This window comes from Peribacillus sp. AS_2, assembly GCF_026891895.1.
Taxonomy (GTDB): Bacteria; Bacillota; Bacilli; order Bacillales; family DSM-1321; genus Peribacillus; species Peribacillus frigoritolerans.
This window is the reverse complement of the sequence record NZ_JAPTGA010000010.1, coordinates 41,861-59,214: the sequence shown is the minus strand read 5'-3', so window position 1 is coordinate 59,214 and position 17,354 is coordinate 41,861. Positions and strand designations below refer to the sequence as shown.

The window sequence follows — 17,354 nt, the reverse complement described above, 5'->3', positions numbered from 1 at the left end:
CGCTATTTACTCGTGAGTTTCGCTGTTTTACTCGTGAATTTCCGCTATTTACTCGTGAATTTAGCTGTTTTACTCGTGAGTTCCCACTATTTACTCGTGAGTTCGTATTTTCAAATAGAAAGCAGCGATTCCTTTAAGGATCGCTGCTTTTCTTATTTATGCTCCTGCCCAAACATCTTTCGCATATCTGCCATTCTCCTCTAATGATTGCAGCCATTCTGTGGCTTCTTCTCTCTGTGTTTGATAGATATGCATATAGCTGTCAATTATGGTTCTTTCAACATCTGGCGCCATTTTGCTTCCGTCTCCGCAGATGTATAGGTGTCCTCCTTCTTCTTTTAATAAAGGAAGGATGTCATGGGCGTTTTCCGCCAATCGGTTCTGTACATATGTTTTTTCTTGACCGGGACATCTTGAGTAAGCGGTGTGCAGTGTTACAAGGCCCTCTTGTTCGGCTTGGACGAGTTCTTCTTGATAGAGGAAATCGTGTTCCGGATTACGGCATCCAAAGTAGAGGTGGGCCGTCCCTAGCGTTTCACCTTTTTCTTTTAAAGCGCGACGTGATTGTATGAATCCCCTGAATGGTGCAATGCCTGTTCCAGGGCCGATCATGATGATTGGTTTTCCTGTTTGCTTTGGCAGCTGGAAGTTGGATTGCGGCGTATTGATAAAGCAGGCCATTTTGTCTCCTTGGGAGCGTTCTGCCAAATAATTCGATGCAATTCCTTTGTATTCCCCGTTGCCGCTCAAAGCTTCTCCACGGACGACGCTTACGGTGATGCTTGCTTCTCCATCGTTGTGCAGTGGTGAGCTTGAGATGGAGTAGTATCTTGCTTTTAAAGGTGGCAGTAAAGCCAGGAAACGTTCAAACGGGATTTCACATGCAAGATATTTTTCGATTAGGTCAAGCATGGTTATGCGCTTGTTCAGGATTTCTTGTTTATAGGTATTATCCAATAGAAGATCTTCAAGTTCTTTTACATGTGGAGGACATACCGTATGAGTGGCAAGCGCCCGTATTTGAGACCGGGTGGCGGGTTCTTGGAACTCCACATGGTTTGATAGTAACTCTTCCAGTTTTACCGGTTTTCCTGTAGGAAGATGGGCAGCTTTTCCGGAATCCCCAGTCAGATTCACGTAATCTTGGCCGTTTAGGTTAAATCGATTGAGCACTCGCTCAACAAGTTCCGCTGGATTTTGCGGGAGCACCCCAAGATGATCGCCTTCCTGATAATGTATTCCCTCTGGGAGCGTTAATTCTATATGCCGTGTACTTCTTCCGCTATCTTCATGCTGTAATTCAGTATTCCTTTTTACAATGGATGTAAACGCATGATGGGTGCGGGCAAGCGGTGTGCCGCTCACATCACTTACGAAGTTCATCGTAATCGAGCTGACTTCCCGATCATTCTTATTCACTTCAATTTTCAGGGCTTCGGCAAGATTCGGCCAAAGGGCTTCTGACCATTTCTCGTAATCCCCTTCAAAGTCATCGCTTGCATCCCCATAGCCTGTTTCTGACAGCCGCACTGCTCCTTTTTGTTCCAGCTGCTCATCAATGAAGATTGGAATGCGTTGGTACGTATTGGCCCAATTGCGGTCCCCGCAGCCGAAGATCGCATAGTGAACACCAACCAATGTGTCACCATGGTTTTCCTTCAGCCATGAAACGAAGTCACCTGCATTATCAGGGGGATTTCCATTATAAGATGCCGAGACTATGAGAACAGCTCCTTCTTTTGGAAGCCGATCGGTGTAATCATTTAAAGGGGCAACTTCGGCATGGAAGCCTTGCCGCTTCCCTGTTTCGGCAAGGTCGCGAGCAATCCCTTCCGCTGTTCCCATGTTTGATCCAAACAGGACGAGTAATGGTGTTCCATGTACTGATTCGGTTGGAGATACCGCGGCACCTTTTTCCGGAGACTTTGGTTCTGAAGAAGCAACGGTAAACGATAACGCCTTCTTCCTCGGTGAAACGCGCATGGTCAATCCGTCCGGTTTAAGAGTCAATGTTTCTTTAACTTCCAATTGATATTCTTCATGATCGATTAGGTCAAAGTGCTGTAAAACCATGCCAAGCACCAGTGTCGCTTCATGAAGGGCAAACTGCTGTCCGATACAGGCGCGCTGCCCGTTTCCAAACGGTTTATACGCATGATAAGGGATGGAATCCAAATCCTCGAACCGCTCAGGAATGAACGATTCAACGTCATCACCCCAAACGGATGGATCACGGTGAAGCTCGGGAATGAGCAGTGAGAAAACATCATCTTTCTTCACATTGTATTTTCCATCCAGCATGGTATCTTCTTTTGCATATACGGAAAACGACGGAGCTGTCGGCCATAGACGAAGCGTTTCATTCAGCACCATCCGGACATATTTCAGCTTTTTCACTTGTTTGTAATCAGGAACATCATCACCAAGCACTTCATCTACTTCTTGCTGCGCTTTTTTTAACTTGTCTCTGTTATTCATGAGGAAATAGATGGCGAACGAGAGGAGACCGCTCGTCGTTTCATGCCCAGCTATTAAAAAGGTAATGATTTGGAAACGAATATTTTCATCATCCAGTGATGCACCCGTTTCAGGATCGACTCCTTTCAACATATGGGAAAGAAGGTCATCTTCTCCGTGATCGCCATTTTGTTTTCGTTCGGCAATCAATTCATCCACTAGAGAGAACATATATTGAATGTCTTCCCTGAATTGTTTTTTAGATTTGATCATCAGTTTATCTTGGATGCCAAGCCGCTGCGTTTGGCTCATCGCTTCATCCAGCGCACGCACCATACTGTTGACAAATGGATGGGTGGTCTCCCGATAAAAACTGTTAAAGCGGTAATTGAACCCGCATAGACCGATCGTATCCAAGGTCAATCGTGTCATATCCTCAGAAACATCTATCTCATCAGCCGGATTCAGGCGAGCCCATTTTTGAATGAGCTGGGTAGCAAGATCCACCATTTTAGCATGATAGCCCCTCATTGCCTGCTGGCTAAAGCTGGGCAGCAGGATGTTATGTGCCTTTTTCCAATTCGGTTCCTTCGTTTCACTTGTGAAGAGACCATCACCGCCAAACGCCCTCACTTTCTGCAGGGCTGGACCGACTTTCTTATCAAATCTTGTTTCATCACATATTTCTTTAGCAAGGGCAGCACTGGATACAAATGTAGTGATTCGACCCGGAAATTGAAACTGAAAAATCGGCCCAAGTTCCCGTGCCAGCTTCATGAAAGACTGAAGGGGCTTATCCTTATCAATGATAGGCAGGCTGCCTAGGGGGCCATATGTCTTTGGCTGTGGAAACTGAGTTGTATTTTCCATTTTATTAGCACCTCATTACGATAGTTAGAATGCGGAATGAACGTTCATTCCGTTTATATTGAAAGTGTCTCAAACATGCAATCGCACTGCATCCCAAAAGCTTTCTTCCACATCTGCCAAAAGTTTAGGGTCAGGTTCAAACTCCCCGATGCGAACAAGTCGCTCAAGCTCAAGAAAAGCTCCGTAAATGATGGCAATCAAAGCTGAAGAAGGAAGCTCCTTAATTTCTTTTTTCTCTTTTCCTGAATCAAAGAAGTTTTTGAATATATTCAATAGCCCTTGAAAGCTGGCATGACTATCTTCATTTAAAAAATGGGCTCCACTATGGATTTTAATAAAATAAAGAGCTTGGTCCTGCTCGGTTGTAAAGTGAACCATCGTTTTAAAAATATGGTGAAACTGCGTGCGAATTGAATCATCATGAGGAAATCCATTCTTGACCGTTTCAGTGAAAATATCCAAGTACTCTTGAAAGATCTTGTTGCCCAGCACTTCCTTATTCTCGAAATAACGATAAATGGTACCCGCTCCAACTCCGGCCGATGCAGCAATCATCGGAATCGTCGTCGCATCATATCCCCGTTCTGCGAAAAGCACTAAAGCGCTTTTTACTATACTGTTTCGTTTATTTGCTGCCGTGATCATAATGATCCCCCCTTTTTTCAAAAGATGCGGAATGAACGTTCATTCCTTTAATCCAAGTGTATACCCAATAAAATCCAATCTCAATCGCGCATACTACCCATATTTTGTGAATTATTTATTAATGGAGGGGGATAAAAGTCTGAAATTATTTCTTTTCAAGGAATAAAATGGGATGATGAACTATCGTTTGCCCCATAAGAAAAAGAGCTGATAGTCACAGCTCTTTCACAGGTTTACTGAAATTATATAGGCAAACTTTTTGTTCACACGAAAAAAAACTTATGCTTGATCATAGCGTTCAGATAGTTTCTTTTTATGGGCATTGAACACTTCCTCCAAGGGGATATTGTATTTGTTCGCAATCACAATCAAGTTTCCTAACACATCTCCCAATTCTTCGGTTAGTTCCTGTATATTCTCTTCAAACGAACCAATCACTTCATCAGGTCTATCCCTGCCGATCTCAAGGGAGCGAATGGCTCGTGCAACCTCTCCAGTTTCTTCTGCCAAAAAGCCAATGCGAATGAAAATGTCCAATTCTGACCATCCCCGTGCTTCATAATATTCTTTTACCCATTGTTGAAATTCGGTGACGTCCATATCGATCCACCCTTCTTTTTTATCATTCAAGTTTAACAAATCCCCTTTAATTTTGTATGATAAGAAAGCAAGATTACTAAATGGGAGATGTGATATTTTGAAAAGTCTAGCTGTATTTTGTGGATCAAGCAAAGGTGCATCTGCTGTCTATGTAGAAGAGGCTAAAAAACTGGGTGCGGAACTGGCAAAACGTAAGATTACCCTAGTTTATGGAGGATCAAGTGTAGGAATCATGGGTGCAGTTGCAGATTCCGTCTTGGAAGCAGGCGGAAATGTAATTGGCGTAATGCCGGATTTCCTGGAAAAAAAGGAAATAGCACATAAGAACTTAACCGAGCTGATCGTCGTGGAATCCATGCATGAAAGAAAAGCAAAAATGGCTGAGCTTGCAGATGGGTTCATGGCTTTGCCAGGCGGGCCTGGAACATTGGAAGAATTCTTTGAGATTTTCACTTGGGCTCAGCTTGGTCTTCATCAAAAACCTTGCGGACTCTTAAATATCAATCACTATTATGATCCCTTGGTCGCTTTATTCAACCATATGGCCGACGAACAGTTCCTTCATGAAAAGTTCCGTTCCATGGCGCTGGTGGATGTTGAACCTAATGGACTTCTTGATCAATTCATTACATATGAACCGCCAACCGTCAAAACTTTCATTACCGAGAAACAAACCTGATCATTAAAAAACAGCCGGTCAAGATCAATAATGATCTTGGCCGGCTGTGATAAACTGCAGGTTAGGTAAATATCCGGTTTAAATAATCTCCATGCCCTTTGATAAGTTGCACTTCATGTTCGGATGAAATCCAGAAGAAATGAAATGTCAGCCCCGCTTCATCTCCTCCACCCGTCGGCTGATGGTCCCATTCATCAGGAACATTCGATACACTTATTTGATAAAAATATCTATTATGTATGGCACCATCGACGTTCTCCCAAAAATCTTCTGTTATTAATTTCTCCACATGAAAATTTTCCAGACCTGTTTCTTCTTTCATTTCCCTAATGACTGCTTGGTAAGCATCTTCTTGAGGCTTCACCGTTCCCTTGGGTATCTGTATACCGGCTTCCTTAATGGGATGTTGAAAAACCAATACCTGTGTTTCTCCATTATTGATTCTTGTCACATACCCGTAAGCTTTTTTTATCGGTATCATCATCAATCACCAAAAGCAAAAATGAGCCCTGTCTCGCATACAGTTTCCCCCTCGACAGTAGCCCTTCCTGTACCTTTACCGATAGGACCTTTCAAGCGAGTAATCTCCACTTCTAAACGTAATTGGTCCCCTGGTTTTACTTGCCTTTTAAAACGGCATCCATCGATCCCGGCCAAAAGCCCGATCCGCCCTTTATTTTCTTCTTTTGTAAGCATGACAACAGCACTTACCTGTGCTAATGCCTCTACGATCAACACACCTGGCATCACTGGGTAATCGGGAAAGTGACCAGAAAAAAACTCTTCATTTGCCGTGACGTTTTTAATGGCCACCGCCCTCTTTCCTTCTTCCAGTTCCAAAACCCTATCAACTAAAAGAAATGGATAGCGATGCCTGATAATGTCTTTGATTTCTTGGATATCAATCAATATTAAGTCCCCCATTGCGATGGATTGCTTTCACTTAATTTTACCATTAGAATCACGATATGGATATTTTTGTATTATAACAACCCTGCTTTCGCTTACAAATCCTTTGATTTTTTTTCCTTCGATTTAGTTAACGGGGATAGAACCATTTCTTCATACCTCTCATATCCCCCTAATAATTTATGAATCAAGCTTATTTTAGGAACAATAAGGTATACCGCCAATCCTGAAATGATGCTCAGTATTGCTCCTGCCAGCACATCCGCCGGAAAGTGGACACCTACCCAAATACGGGAAATGCCAACAAGGAAATCCAGCATGATCCATAACAACCACCAACCTCTTTTGAAAAGCCAAAACGATACACAAAACGAGAAAAACAAGATCGTATGGTCGCTTGGAAATGAATTATCCACTGCTTTTTCAATTAACTGATTAACATTGGCCAATTCGGCAAATGGCTGATTATTCGAATGTAATCTCCCTGCCATTTTTCCCATCATTTCAGCTATTACAAATGTAATCATCCCACAAACAACCATCATCCTACTCTGTTCATTTCGAGTGAACCATATTACGATGACTGCCAAAGCTAATAAAAATACCATGTACTCGGCAATGAAAATGGCAGAAGGGTTTAAATAATCGTACTGTTTCCCTAAGTCATTGATCATTCTGAATACATTGGTATTCAACTCAAAAAAGTCCATTTCATACCCAACCTTCCTCTTTTTCTTACATATTAAAGAGAAAGGAAATATATCGCCATCGTTCTTCCTAACAGTTTAAGCTGCCATCTTACAATTTTGTCACCGGTTAAAGAAGCTTAGTGAGGTCTTGTATATTCCCTGAACTTTCTATATAATCCAAGGAAAAATACGGAGGTCAGTCAAATGAATAATGATAGGAACTCTGTTCTAATTCATGAAAAACAGGAAACGATTTGGAATGCGATCACGAATGATGAAATCATTTCAAAATGGTATGCCCCGGGTTCAAAATGGAATATTCCTAAACTCCAGGTTGGAGAGAAGGCAATCTTCGTATTAATGCCCAGTGCACATAACAGCCTTAAAGAGAATGAAAGCATCCCAATGAGCTTTACAATCCAAGAGATAATCCCTTACGAAAGGTTTTCTTATTCCTCGGATTCGGATAAACTCGTTTACACTTTTGAAATATTCCCAGAATCCGAAGGCACTAGAGTATCTATTAACATGGACGGATATGAACTTAGTTTGGCTAACTTAAAAGCATATTTAGAAGGAAAAGAACTTCCCTATACCTAATCATTCATTTGAAAGAGAATCTAGTTCATTTCATAGCGTCTGAAGGGAGACGGCTGTATTTATAATAGAAGAAATTCGCACAAGGAGGTAAAAAATGCTGAACATACAGAAAAAGTCCGATACTGTCATCATTGTCATTCACGAAATATATGGCCTGAACCGACATATGCATGGTTTTTGTGAGTTATTATCAAAACAGGGTTTTGATGTGATCTGTCCGGATTTGTTAGAACGTGAGACGCCATTTGATTATTCCCAAGAGGAAGCTGCTTATCGGCATTTTATGGCGAACGTAGGTTTCACGGGTGCTTTATATAAGATAAAGGATATAATATCGGATATAAAAGATGCATACCAAAAGATTTTCATTCTTGGATTCAGTGCAGGGGCAACTGTAGCTTGGCTGTGCAGTGAGGAAGAGTGTGTCGATGGAATTGTTGGTTACTACGGTTCGCGTATTAGGAATTATGCAGAATTGGCGCCACGATGCCCTGCACTGCTATTTTTCCCGCTAGAAGAGCCATCATTTAATGTCGACGAGTTAATTTCAGCTTTAGAAAGTAAGGATGTCGAAGTTCATAAATTCATAGGGGGACACGGATTCAGCGACCCTTACCATTCAAAATATCATGCAGAATCAGCACAAGCAGCCGTTAGCAAAATGCTGGAATTTTTTATGGTGAATTAAGGTTCCACATTCACCCTACTGCCGTTTTGTATGGATCCAATGTATGGAACCCGCATCACTATGGGGGTGACAGTCATTTTGAACCTTTTTATATTCTGTTTCCAATTCTTTCAAGGTTAACTTCATAAGCTGTTCCACCGTCTTATTTACAGTATGGATCATAAGTTTATAGATTAATTCCTTCCGCCTTTCTTCCGCACCCTTCCTCATTTCACCCTCTCCTTCTATTCTGATATTATATGAAATGTATCCCTAGACAGGGGGAATGATCGTCGGATTCCTTCTCTTCGAGTTTGCTTATTTTAATATATTCATTTTCTAAATCGGTTAAGGTCAATTCAAATAGATGGATGTCATTCTTTTTATAAACTCCCTTGTTAATCAACTTATTGATCAGGAAGTTCCTTTTTTTCTCAATGGCTTTACGCAATAATATCCCCATGATAAATCCTCCTTTTTAATACGTATTGACTTGCCCATTCACAAAAAACCGGAGACACCTCTTTACATGAAAGAAAAGTCTCCGGTTTTCCGGTCAATTAACCTATAATTCCTATTTAATTACTTGGTATTATTATAATACTAACTACATGCTCCGCAGTCAACTATTTTTTCCTGTATCTTATTTATTTTTGCTTCGCTTCATGAAATGCCGCTTTCACTTGATCCAACAGGTCTTTATCCGAAAGCAATTTATACGCTGTAAATGCTAGAGCTTTTGCTCCGGTCAAGATGGCTTTGTCTCCAGCAGGAGATTTGGCACAGTCGCGGAATTCATTCGTATGGGCAATCAACTCATCATGTCCAATTTTTATATAAGGATGTGCTGTCGGCACTGCATGGCTTACATTACCTGCATCCGTCGAGCCGAAGCCACTCTCTTTTCGAGGAGCCACCGCTTCCCCTAATTGAGTCAGTTCTTCTTTTAGCAGTTCATCCAGAACTGGATTGATGACAAAATCGAGTACTTCATTTTGGAAACGTTCCACTTTAACCGTGCTTCCTGTGGCAAGTGCTGCCCCTTCAGCAACTGCACGTATTTTATTGGATACTTCTTGGCAAAGTTTCCATGTTGTTGCTCTAATGTAAAATCTGGCGGAAGCATATTCAGGAATGATGTTAGGCGCTTCCCCTCCATTGGTGATGATTCCGTGAATTTTGACCTCGGCCGGGAGCTGCTGACGCAAAGCATTAATGCCATTGAACAGCTGAATCACACCGTCAAGTGCATTCACGCCTTCTTCAGGTGCAGCTGCTGCATGTGCTGACTTCCCGTAAAAATGAAAATCAAGGGGGTCGACAGCCAAAAACGGACTTGTTACACCCGTTTTTCCTGCAGGATGGATAAGGATGGCCGCATCCACCCCATCAAATAGACCGTGCTTCACAAAGCTTCCTTTTGCACTTCCATTCGGCCCGCCCTCTTCAGCCGGTGTTCCGAAAACGATCACCTTTCCGCCCGTTTCCTCCAGCACTTGAGCCAGGGAAATGCCTGCCGCCACGCTCGTTGTGCCGATGATATTATGGCCGCAAGCATGACCTAAACCCGGCAATGCATCATACTCGGCTAAAAAGGCAATTGTAGGTCCTTGCTTTGAAGAGACTTTTTTGGCGATGAATCCTGTTTCATGCCCGGCAATATTGCGGGTCACTTCAAATCCTTCATTTCGAAGTATTCCGGTTAACGTATCCGAAGCGAAGAACTCTTGATTCCCAATTTCAGGTTTGGCATGAATGGCTTGGCTCGTTTCGATATATAATTCGGAATGAAGGTCGATATGATCTTCAATGATTTGCTTATGCTGCTTCAGCACTGATTCTCTCGCCATGTCTTAATCTCCCCTTTTTCTTGAATGCATCCATTACTTTTCATTAGCTGGTTTTGTCCAAGCGTCCTGATAATTCACTAATTCATCTACAGAAACATAAGCAGGGATGGTGTTTCCTTTAAACGTTTTTTCAATGAACGCTTCCACTTCTTTCGATTGATAAAGCTCCACTAATTTTTGCAGCTCAGGACGATCGGCATTTCCCTTTTTAACTGCAATGATATTAATATATGGTTTCGCCGTTTTACTTTCATGGAATAAAGAATCTTTTAATGTAAGGCCTGCTTCGACGGCAAAGTTATTATTGATGGCTGAAGCATCGGCATCATCCAATAGACGCGGTGTATTGCCGGCAGCAACAGGCTGGATTTTCAAGTTTTTCGGATTTTCCTTAATGATTTCCAATGATCCCGATCCATTGAATTCTTCTTTCAATGTAATCAATCCAGCTTCCTGAAGCAGGAGCAGTGCCCGGCCAAAGTTTGTTGCTTCATTCGGAACGGCTATCGTAGCACCATCCGGAAGATCTTTGAGACTTTTATGTTTTTTCGAATAAAGGCCCATAGGTGCAATGACAGTCGACCCGATGGCCTCCAATTTCAGATTTTGATCTTGAACGAATTCATCGAAATAGGCGACAGTTTGGAATGAATTGGCATCAATTTCACCTTCGCTTAACGCAAGGTTCGGTTGGATATAATCATTGAAAGTGACCAGTTCGATATTAAGTCCTTCCTCTTTCGCCAAGTCGACAATGTATTCCCATGTTCTCGTATCCCCGCTGCTGACACCGACTTTCACAGTTTTTACATCATCCGAACTTCCTGATGCACCCTCATCGTTCCCGCATGCTGCAGCCACGATGGCCAATGCCAATACCATGATCGTTAATAAGATTTTTTTCATTTTTCCAACCTCCTGTTAGTTTTATCTTCTTCTTATTTTTCTTGAAACAAAGTTCCCGGTGGATTGCAATAATTGAACGATGATCACGAGCGCCGCCACTGTGACGATCATCGTCATCGTATCGAACCTTTGGTAACCGTAAGCCAAGGCTAAATCCCCGACCCCGCCTGCACCGACGGCACCTGCCATCGCCGTAGATCCAACAAGCCCGATTGTCGCTGTTGTAAATGTCAGGATCAACGAGCTGAGTCCCTCGGGAATCAAAAAGCGGTAAATGATTTGCCATGTCGTTGCTCCCATCGCCTGAGCTGCCTCGATGATCCCTTTGTCCACTTCCAACAGCGAGTTTTCCACAAGTCGGGCAATATAAGGAGCCGCGTAAAAGATTAGCGGAACAATGGCCGCATTCGTTCCGATCGCACTGCCGACAATCATTCTTGTAAACGGAATGAGTGCTACAAGCAAGATGATGAAAGGAACGGACCGCAGGATATTGATGATCGGATTCAATACATTAAAAATCCATTTATTCTCCAGGATGTGACCCTTTCTTGTAATGACAAGCAGGATACCGAGCGGAAGCCCGATCAATCCGGAAAATATCAATGAGATGGCTACCATATAAAGTGTGTCACCGAAAGCTGTCGACAGCTGCTCTGCCGTTATTTCCATTCCCCAAAGCGTATTACCCATTTATACTTGCACCTCCTGGACGAGAATCCCCTCATCTTTAATATATTGATAAGCCTTGTCGACCTCATTTTTGCTCCCTGTCACTTCGATGATCAAATTCCCGAAAGGCGTTTCCTGGATTTCAGAAATATTGGCTGATAAGACACTTAAATGAACATCATATTTCTTCGAGATGGTTGAAAGTAAAGGAGTACCCGAAGTAGTTCCAATAAAATTAATTTTCCAAATAATCGGGATATGGGACCCTATGCTTTTTAAGAAACTTTGTGGAATTTCGTCATGTATGACCGTTCTCACGAAGTTTTTTGCAATATCCGTTTGCGGCTTGGCAAAAACTTCGAAAACCGAACCTTGTTCAACGACGCAGCCGCCCTCCATGACCGCTACCTTATTGCAAATTTCCCGAATGACAGACATCTCATGAGTGATTAGCAGGATGGTGATATTGTATTCTTTATTAATTTTTTTTAAGAGCTGCAGAACTGCACTCGTTGTTTGTGGATCCAATGCCGACGTAGCTTCATCACACAATAAGATCGATGGATTCGTAGCCAATGCCCTCGCAATGCCGATCCGCTGCTTTTGCCCGCCGGATAATTGTTCCGGATAACTCTTTGCTTTGCTCGATAAGCCAACGAACTCCAACAGCTCGCCTACACGTTTTTGAATTTCCTTAGCCGGAGTTCCCGATAAAACCAGCGGCATAGCAATATTATCAAAAACAGTCTTTGAGTTTAATAAGTTGAAATGCTGAAAGATCATCCCGATTTTTTTCTTTTCTGCCCGTAATTCCTTCGGGCTTAATTTGGTTAAATCCTTGCCACCGACAATCACCGAACCATCTGAAGGATGTTCAAGCAAATTGACCAACCTGATCAACGTACTCTTTCCGGCCCCGCTATAACCGACTACCCCGAATATATCCCCCTTTTCCACTGTCAAATCAATGCCCTTCAAAGCCTCGACAGTCTGTTTCTTTGTTTGATAAACCTTTTTAACATCCTGAAACTCAATCATCCAATCTCCCCCCATGCTGTTTATTTGTACGAATTCCTTATCCAGAGAGAAGAGCTCATAAAGATAGGGTAAAATTCTGCGAAACTTACGAGTATTTGCGAAATTCACGAGTAAAACTGCAAAATTCACGAGTAATTGCGCCAAACTCACGAGTAATTACGTGAAATTCACGAGTAAGTCTGCGAAACTCACGAGTAAATCCACCAAACTCACGAGTAATTACGTGAAACTCACGAGTAAGTCTGCGAAATTCACGAGTAAATCCACCAAACTCACGATTATTGCGCGAAACTCATGAGTAATGCACCCATTCTCCAAATAACCATATACATTTTGAATAAACAAAAGAGGCCTCTTCCGTCATCAGACAGAAGAGGCCTCTTTTAGACATAAAAAAGAGTAAACTCTTAAATTAATTATCTAAGAAAAGCTCCTTCTTATCTTTCAAACTTTCGTCCGTTGGAATTAGCACAGTATTTTTACAAAAGTAAAAACCCGCTGCCGAGGTATCATAGGGCCAAGTCCCTCCACATCTCTTGATAAGAATTAACGTTATATTTAATTATGTCCTTCACTATATATTCTAATTTCGCTAAAGTCAACCATATTTTTCATCGCGATAAATAGTTTCATAGTATAGTGAATCGAAACTTTTTTATTATATCAATATATTTTATATTTCTACTTTTATAATGATTTACTCATTCTCCATACAGGGTATTCTTCATTTTCTTCCCTTATCTTCACCATGCCTGAATTCGTATATAAAGAAATCGCCCTTTGATTATCCGGAGAAACCCTTAAGTGATATTCGGATACATTAAATTGCCTGAAAAAGTTTTCTGCGTAGCGGACCAATTCCTTGCCAAGGCCTTTACTGCGGTATTCGGGAATAAGATAAAATAGATTCACATAGCCAATTTCAGTTCCTTCGTACTCCCGAATTTGAAGTTCCATTTGTCCAATCGGTTCTTGGTCCTTTTCAATGATCACCTGTCCATCCGGAAATTTGCGGACCCTTTCTTCCATTCGTTGCAGATAGGCATATTCATCTCCAAAACCCGCATCAGTTCCAAAACTTACAATAAAGGAATCTTTCCGAAATTTAATGATAGTATCTTTATCTTTGTCCGTATCAATGGTACGAAAGATCAACTTCATCCACCCCTATCATTTTAGTGAAATAGTTTCCAAGCAGAGAAAACTTTCTTTTTCATAAATAAAAGTCTTAAAGGGGCCCTTTTGTTTTTGTACCTTGATGAAAAAACATCTGCCATCTTCCATTCGCACATTTCCAGATTGAACTTCTTAAGGTATGTTCCAGCTTATCTTCATCAAAAATCCGGTATGTAATTAACACGGTATCATCAGACAATGGATGCATCTCAAATTGACTTAGGGTCATGTTCACTGCTCCGGCTCCCTCTTGCCCCATAAAATCGCTTTTTGACCATATGTTACCCGAACTGCCGAACTCAAAGAAATCATCTTTCAATAAGGATGAAAGCTCTTCTGGAGATGTCCGAACTTCAGATTTTAACAATTTCTCCTCCAGCTGATACAAATGCTCTTTTAACAATGAAGATTCCATTCATCTTGTCCTCCTTTTTCAACTATTGGTGAAGTTCATGATCCATGCTGGCAAAGATTTTATATCCAGTTGGTTTGGTTATAATTGCGGTCACAGCATTTTTTTCTTTTTTTGTTTGGCTGTTTTTCCATACTTTATTGCTATTTACCAAGTAATGTAGAGTGGTTGATTTCTCCTCCAGATGCTCGCTTTCCTTGGTGCGGGCGGTGAGCCTCCTCGGCGTAAACGCCTGTGGGGTCTCACCTGTCCCGCTGCTCCCGCAGGAGTCTCGCACTTCCGCTCCAATCAACCTTAAATTGTTTCGTTTTAAAAACAACAATCATTACGAAAAGAGCCTTTCTTTTTTAACCGTTTTTGTCCTACCTATTTTCTTATTAAGAAACTGGACTCACGACGGATTTTTCTAAGTGTTAAGAACAATTTAACCACAATACTAGCGGTAATTCCTTTTTTACTGCCGTCCAATGCGAACTATTCCTTACTAAAACATAATAATAAGTTCCTCAAAATGAATCATCGAGTCCATAAAAAAAAAGGAGCTGCAATAACAGCTCCTTTCTTCTGTGCATCCGGTCGTTTTCCCATCAGTGTTATCGTGATAGGGTTCCTTGCAGACGATTGGTTTCGGCGATTACTTTTTCTTCATCGATCGTTAAGCAGCGGCCATCTTTCACGACCATTTTGCCATCGATGTATACATCACATACGTCATTTCCGCGCGCTGCATAGAGCAGGTGCGAATAGGCTTCACTCAGTGGCTGCAGGTGTTCTTTGTTATATGGGTAAATGGTGATGAAATCTGCTTTTTTACCAGCTTCCAGTGATCCTGTGTGACCCATGCCTATCGCTTCGGCGCCCATTCTTGTGGCCATGGCGAGTGCTGTTTGGGCAGGGAATTTTGTGGCATCCTTATACATTCCTTTTTGCAGTAATGCGGCTGTCCTCATTTCTTCGAACATATCGAAGTTGTTATTGGAGGCGACGCCATCTGTTGCCACTCCCACTTTAATGCCTGCATCAAGAAGGGCGACGACATCTGCTATCCCAGATCCGAGCTTCAGGTTACTGATTGGATTATGGGCAACGCGAACATCATACTGTTTTAGGATCGCCCGTTCTTCATCATTAAGGACCACACCATGTGCCATCACTGTAGGCTGATCGAACAGGCCTAGACGGCGAAGGTGCTCGACAGGACGGGATCCGTACCGTTTTTCGATGTCGAGGATTTCAAAGTCCGTTTCCGATACGTGGATGTGCACCATCAAATCATTCTCTTTCGCAATTCGTGCACTTTCCATGATCGCTTCAGGTGTGCAGGCATATGGGCTATGTGGTGCGACCATGGTAGTCAGGCGGCCATCGGCAAATGCTTTATAGTTTTTTGAAAACTGCTCAGCCCCCATGAGGTTCGCTTTTTGGTCTTTTTCGGTACCCAAGCTGAAGATCGTATAGGAAAAGGCTCCGCGCATTCCTGTTTCGCCTATCGTCTCCATGACAGCACCTGCATCTATTCCATTAGGATTGAACATATCCGAAAATGTCGTGGTTCCTGATTTCATCATTTCCATAATGCCTAGCTGTGAACTTACAGAGGCGATTTCCGTTGTAAACTGGCTTTCAATAGGCCATATTTTCGTTTCAAGCCATGGCTTCAGCAGCATATCGTCCCCGATACCGCGTAAAAGGGTCATTACAATATGCGAATGGGCATTCACAAGACCTGGCATGATCCATTTCCCGCCAAGGTTGACCACATGATCTGCATCTGCCAATTGCTGTTCATCATGCTGGCCGATGTAGGATATGGTATGATCTTGTACAATCATCATGCCGTTTTCAATGATTTGGTTTTCCTTGTCCATCGTAAAAAATGTAGCATTCACATATATTGTTTTCATAAGTATTTCCTCCAAAGTCGTATCAGTATCAACATGTCCTATTCCGCATTCTAAACTAGCACCTTACAGGTAATCAAGTAATTCCATATTATCAGGGGCCATTTCACTTTACCTTAGGAACCTATTGGAAGAGCACCAAGATAAATGCTTCAATTAAATGGTTATCCTTTGTGAAATCAGCTGCTTAAAAATATCTTCCCTTTATTGCTCGTGACAATAATTGCTTCTTGAACATCTTGAAGGCTGTAGTGGGAATTGGGCATCATGAACTTCAACTTTTCATCAGCAATGAACCCCATCAAAAGGTTAAATGTTTCCTGCCAGGTTCGAACGGAAGCCTGCTGATTCCAATGCCGAAGATGAAACATTTTAACATCCACTTTTGTCCTTCGTGAAATTTCCGCCCAATTCACTGACTGTCCTGATAAAAGGCCAATCGTCAATAAGATGCCATTTGGCCGTAAGCAAAAAGCCAGTTCTGAACCATCGATGCCGCCCACTGAATCTATGGCCGCTTTCGCGCCGCGCCCACCCGTCATTTCCATCAATGTATCATGCAATGATGATCGGGATGTATCGATCACATATGAAGCACCAAGTTTAAGCAGTTCTTCCGTATACTTATCGTTTCTCGTTACAGCAATCAGCTTAAATCCAAGAATCTTGGATAACTGGGCGAGTATACGGCCAATGGAAGATCCGCAAGCATTTACGAGTAATACATCATCCGGTTTCAAAGTTAATACTTCTGTACAGATTAGCCATGCGGTTACCGGATTTATATATAATTGCGCTGCTATATGGTCTTCAATCGAATCCGGAATGACGATGGCCAGCTCCGCTGATGTTTTAACAAAATCCTGCCAGGTCCCTTCACCGCGCAAAGGCAGAACACGCTTGCCTATCAGCTCTTTCGAAACTGCTGGACCCACTTCTTCAACAATGCCGACCCCTTCATAACCAGGTATGGAAGGCAAGGGGATTCGGTGGGAATAGGCACCGCGAATGGGCAGCAAGTCAGACGGATTAATGGGACGTGTGATCATCCGGACGAGGGCTTCCCCCTCGAAAGGTCTTTGAATACATTTATTTTCAACCTTTAAAACCTTTTGCGGATCCCCAAACTCATAGAATTTAATACATTTGGCTTCCAAAATAATAGTCTCCTTTAATATATAAGTCTTTCCATTTTAACATTTAACTGTGGAATTATTATATTATGATTCTGGTTTTCCACGTTTTAATCCCTCCTTCCATAAATTTGTCGTTAAGAATCTTCT

20 protein-coding genes and 1 riboswitch are annotated in these 17,354 nt (G+C 42.2%); of the genes, 3 read left to right on the top strand and 17 right to left on the bottom strand.

Going from position 1 to position 17,354, the window contains the following annotated elements; all coding sequences use genetic code 11:
* Nucleotides 1-156: 156 nt before the first annotated feature.
* From OTG27_RS17950 to OTG27_RS17940, 3 genes are all read right to left on the bottom strand, one after another.
* Nucleotides 157-3,327: a bifunctional cytochrome P450/NADPH--P450 reductase gene (locus tag OTG27_RS17950; protein WP_268937633.1), complete on the bottom strand. Its 3,171-nt coding sequence runs from the start codon at nt 3,325-3,327 to the stop codon at nt 157-159.
* Between the two features lie 69 nt (nt 3,328-3,396).
* Nucleotides 3,397-3,972 carry a TetR/AcrR family transcriptional regulator gene (locus OTG27_RS17945; RefSeq protein ID WP_268937632.1) on the bottom strand — a complete coding sequence of 192 codons (576 nt, stop codon included), beginning with the start codon at nt 3,970-3,972 and terminating at the stop codon, nt 3,397-3,399.
* 279 nt (nt 3,973-4,251) lie between these two features.
* Nucleotides 4,252-4,572 carry a MazG-like family protein gene (locus OTG27_RS17940; protein WP_268937742.1) on the bottom strand — a complete coding sequence of 107 codons (321 nt, stop codon included), beginning with the start codon at nt 4,570-4,572 and terminating at the stop codon, nt 4,252-4,254.
* A 97-nt stretch (nt 4,573-4,669) separates the two neighbouring features.
* On the opposite strand from OTG27_RS17940, the gene OTG27_RS17935 reads away from it, so the two are divergent.
* Complete coding sequence (locus tag OTG27_RS17935) at nt 4,670-5,251, top strand: LOG family protein (RefSeq protein ID WP_034304154.1); 582 nt, start codon at nt 4,670-4,672, stop codon at nt 5,249-5,251.
* 61 nt (nt 5,252-5,312) lie between these two features.
* Here OTG27_RS17935 and OTG27_RS17930 read toward each other — a convergent pair whose 3' ends face one another.
* The 3 genes from OTG27_RS17930 to OTG27_RS17920 all read right to left on the bottom strand — a co-directional run bounded on the left by OTG27_RS17930 (nt 5,313) and on the right by OTG27_RS17920 (nt 6,870).
* On the bottom strand, nt 5,313-5,732 hold the full coding sequence (locus OTG27_RS17930) for an NUDIX hydrolase (RefSeq protein WP_034304156.1): 420 nt from the start codon (nt 5,730-5,732) through the stop codon (nt 5,313-5,315).
* A gap of 2 nt (nt 5,733-5,734) precedes the next feature.
* Nucleotides 5,735-6,160, bottom strand: coding sequence for a 3-hydroxyacyl-ACP dehydratase FabZ (fabZ, locus tag OTG27_RS17925; protein ID WP_098863884.1), 426 nt, complete (start codon nt 6,158-6,160; stop codon nt 5,735-5,737).
* 95 nt (nt 6,161-6,255) lie between these two features.
* Nucleotides 6,256-6,870: an undecaprenyl-diphosphatase gene (locus OTG27_RS17920; RefSeq protein WP_268937631.1), complete on the bottom strand. Its 615-nt coding sequence runs from the start codon at nt 6,868-6,870 to the stop codon at nt 6,256-6,258.
* 183 nt (nt 6,871-7,053) lie between these two features.
* Here OTG27_RS17920 and OTG27_RS17915 point away from each other — a divergent pair, with 183 nt between their 5' ends.
* Both OTG27_RS17915 and OTG27_RS17910 read left to right on the top strand, forming a co-directional pair.
* Nucleotides 7,054-7,449 (top strand): SRPBCC family protein, encoded by a 396-nt coding sequence (locus OTG27_RS17915; RefSeq protein WP_268937630.1) that lies wholly within the window; start codon nt 7,054-7,056, stop codon nt 7,447-7,449.
* Between the two features lie 94 nt (nt 7,450-7,543).
* A complete protein-coding gene (locus OTG27_RS17910; protein ID WP_268937629.1) occupies nt 7,544-8,137 on the top strand; it encodes a dienelactone hydrolase family protein in 594 nt (197 codons plus the stop codon).
* 15 nt (nt 8,138-8,152) lie between these two features.
* On the opposite strand, the gene OTG27_RS17905 is transcribed toward OTG27_RS17910, so the two are convergent.
* The 11 genes from OTG27_RS17905 to OTG27_RS17855 all read right to left on the bottom strand — a co-directional run bounded on the left by OTG27_RS17905 (nt 8,153) and on the right by OTG27_RS17855 (nt 17,228).
* Complete coding sequence (locus OTG27_RS17905) at nt 8,153-8,347, bottom strand: Fur-regulated basic protein FbpA (RefSeq protein ID WP_268937628.1); 195 nt, start codon at nt 8,345-8,347, stop codon at nt 8,153-8,155.
* 25 nt (nt 8,348-8,372) lie between these two features.
* Complete coding sequence (locus OTG27_RS17900) at nt 8,373-8,579, bottom strand: Fur-regulated basic protein FbpA (RefSeq protein ID WP_057277034.1); 207 nt, start codon at nt 8,577-8,579, stop codon at nt 8,373-8,375.
* 184 nt (nt 8,580-8,763) lie between these two features.
* Nucleotides 8,764-9,966, bottom strand: a complete 1,203-nt coding sequence (locus OTG27_RS17895) for a M20 family metallopeptidase (RefSeq protein WP_268937627.1) — start codon at nt 9,964-9,966, stop codon at nt 8,764-8,766.
* Between the two features lie 33 nt (nt 9,967-9,999).
* On the bottom strand, nt 10,000-10,872 hold the full coding sequence (locus OTG27_RS17890) for a MetQ/NlpA family ABC transporter substrate-binding protein (protein WP_098863891.1): 873 nt from the start codon (nt 10,870-10,872) through the stop codon (nt 10,000-10,002).
* Between the two features lie 21 nt (nt 10,873-10,893).
* A complete protein-coding gene (locus OTG27_RS17885; protein ID WP_034304722.1) occupies nt 10,894-11,544 on the bottom strand; it encodes a methionine ABC transporter permease in 651 nt (216 codons plus the stop codon).
* A gap of 21 nt (nt 11,545-11,565) precedes the next feature.
* Complete coding sequence (locus OTG27_RS17880; RefSeq protein ID WP_106026237.1) at nt 11,566-12,582, bottom strand: methionine ABC transporter ATP-binding protein; 1,017 nt, start codon at nt 12,580-12,582, stop codon at nt 11,566-11,568.
* A gap of 219 nt (nt 12,583-12,801) precedes the next feature.
* A complete protein-coding gene (locus OTG27_RS17875) occupies nt 12,802-12,927 on the bottom strand; it encodes a hypothetical protein (RefSeq protein ID WP_268937626.1) in 126 nt (41 codons plus the stop codon).
* 89 nt (nt 12,928-13,016) lie between these two features.
* Nucleotides 13,017-13,128, bottom strand: a riboswitch (SAM riboswitch).
* A gap of 141 nt (nt 13,129-13,269) precedes the next feature.
* Nucleotides 13,270-13,737, bottom strand: coding sequence for a GNAT family N-acetyltransferase (locus OTG27_RS17870; RefSeq protein WP_268937625.1), 468 nt, complete (start codon nt 13,735-13,737; stop codon nt 13,270-13,272).
* A 73-nt stretch (nt 13,738-13,810) separates the two neighbouring features.
* Complete coding sequence (locus OTG27_RS17865; protein ID WP_214805887.1) at nt 13,811-14,173, bottom strand: nuclear transport factor 2 family protein; 363 nt, start codon at nt 14,171-14,173, stop codon at nt 13,811-13,813.
* Nucleotides 14,174-14,763: 590 nt separating this feature from the next.
* Nucleotides 14,764-16,074, bottom strand: a complete 1,311-nt coding sequence (locus tag OTG27_RS17860) for an amidohydrolase family protein (RefSeq protein ID WP_268937624.1) — start codon at nt 16,072-16,074, stop codon at nt 14,764-14,766.
* Nucleotides 16,075-16,250: 176 nt separating this feature from the next.
* On the bottom strand, nt 16,251-17,228 hold the full coding sequence (locus tag OTG27_RS17855; RefSeq protein WP_268937623.1) for a zinc-dependent alcohol dehydrogenase family protein: 978 nt from the start codon (nt 17,226-17,228) through the stop codon (nt 16,251-16,253).
* Between the last annotated feature and the right edge of the window lie 126 nt (nt 17,229-17,354).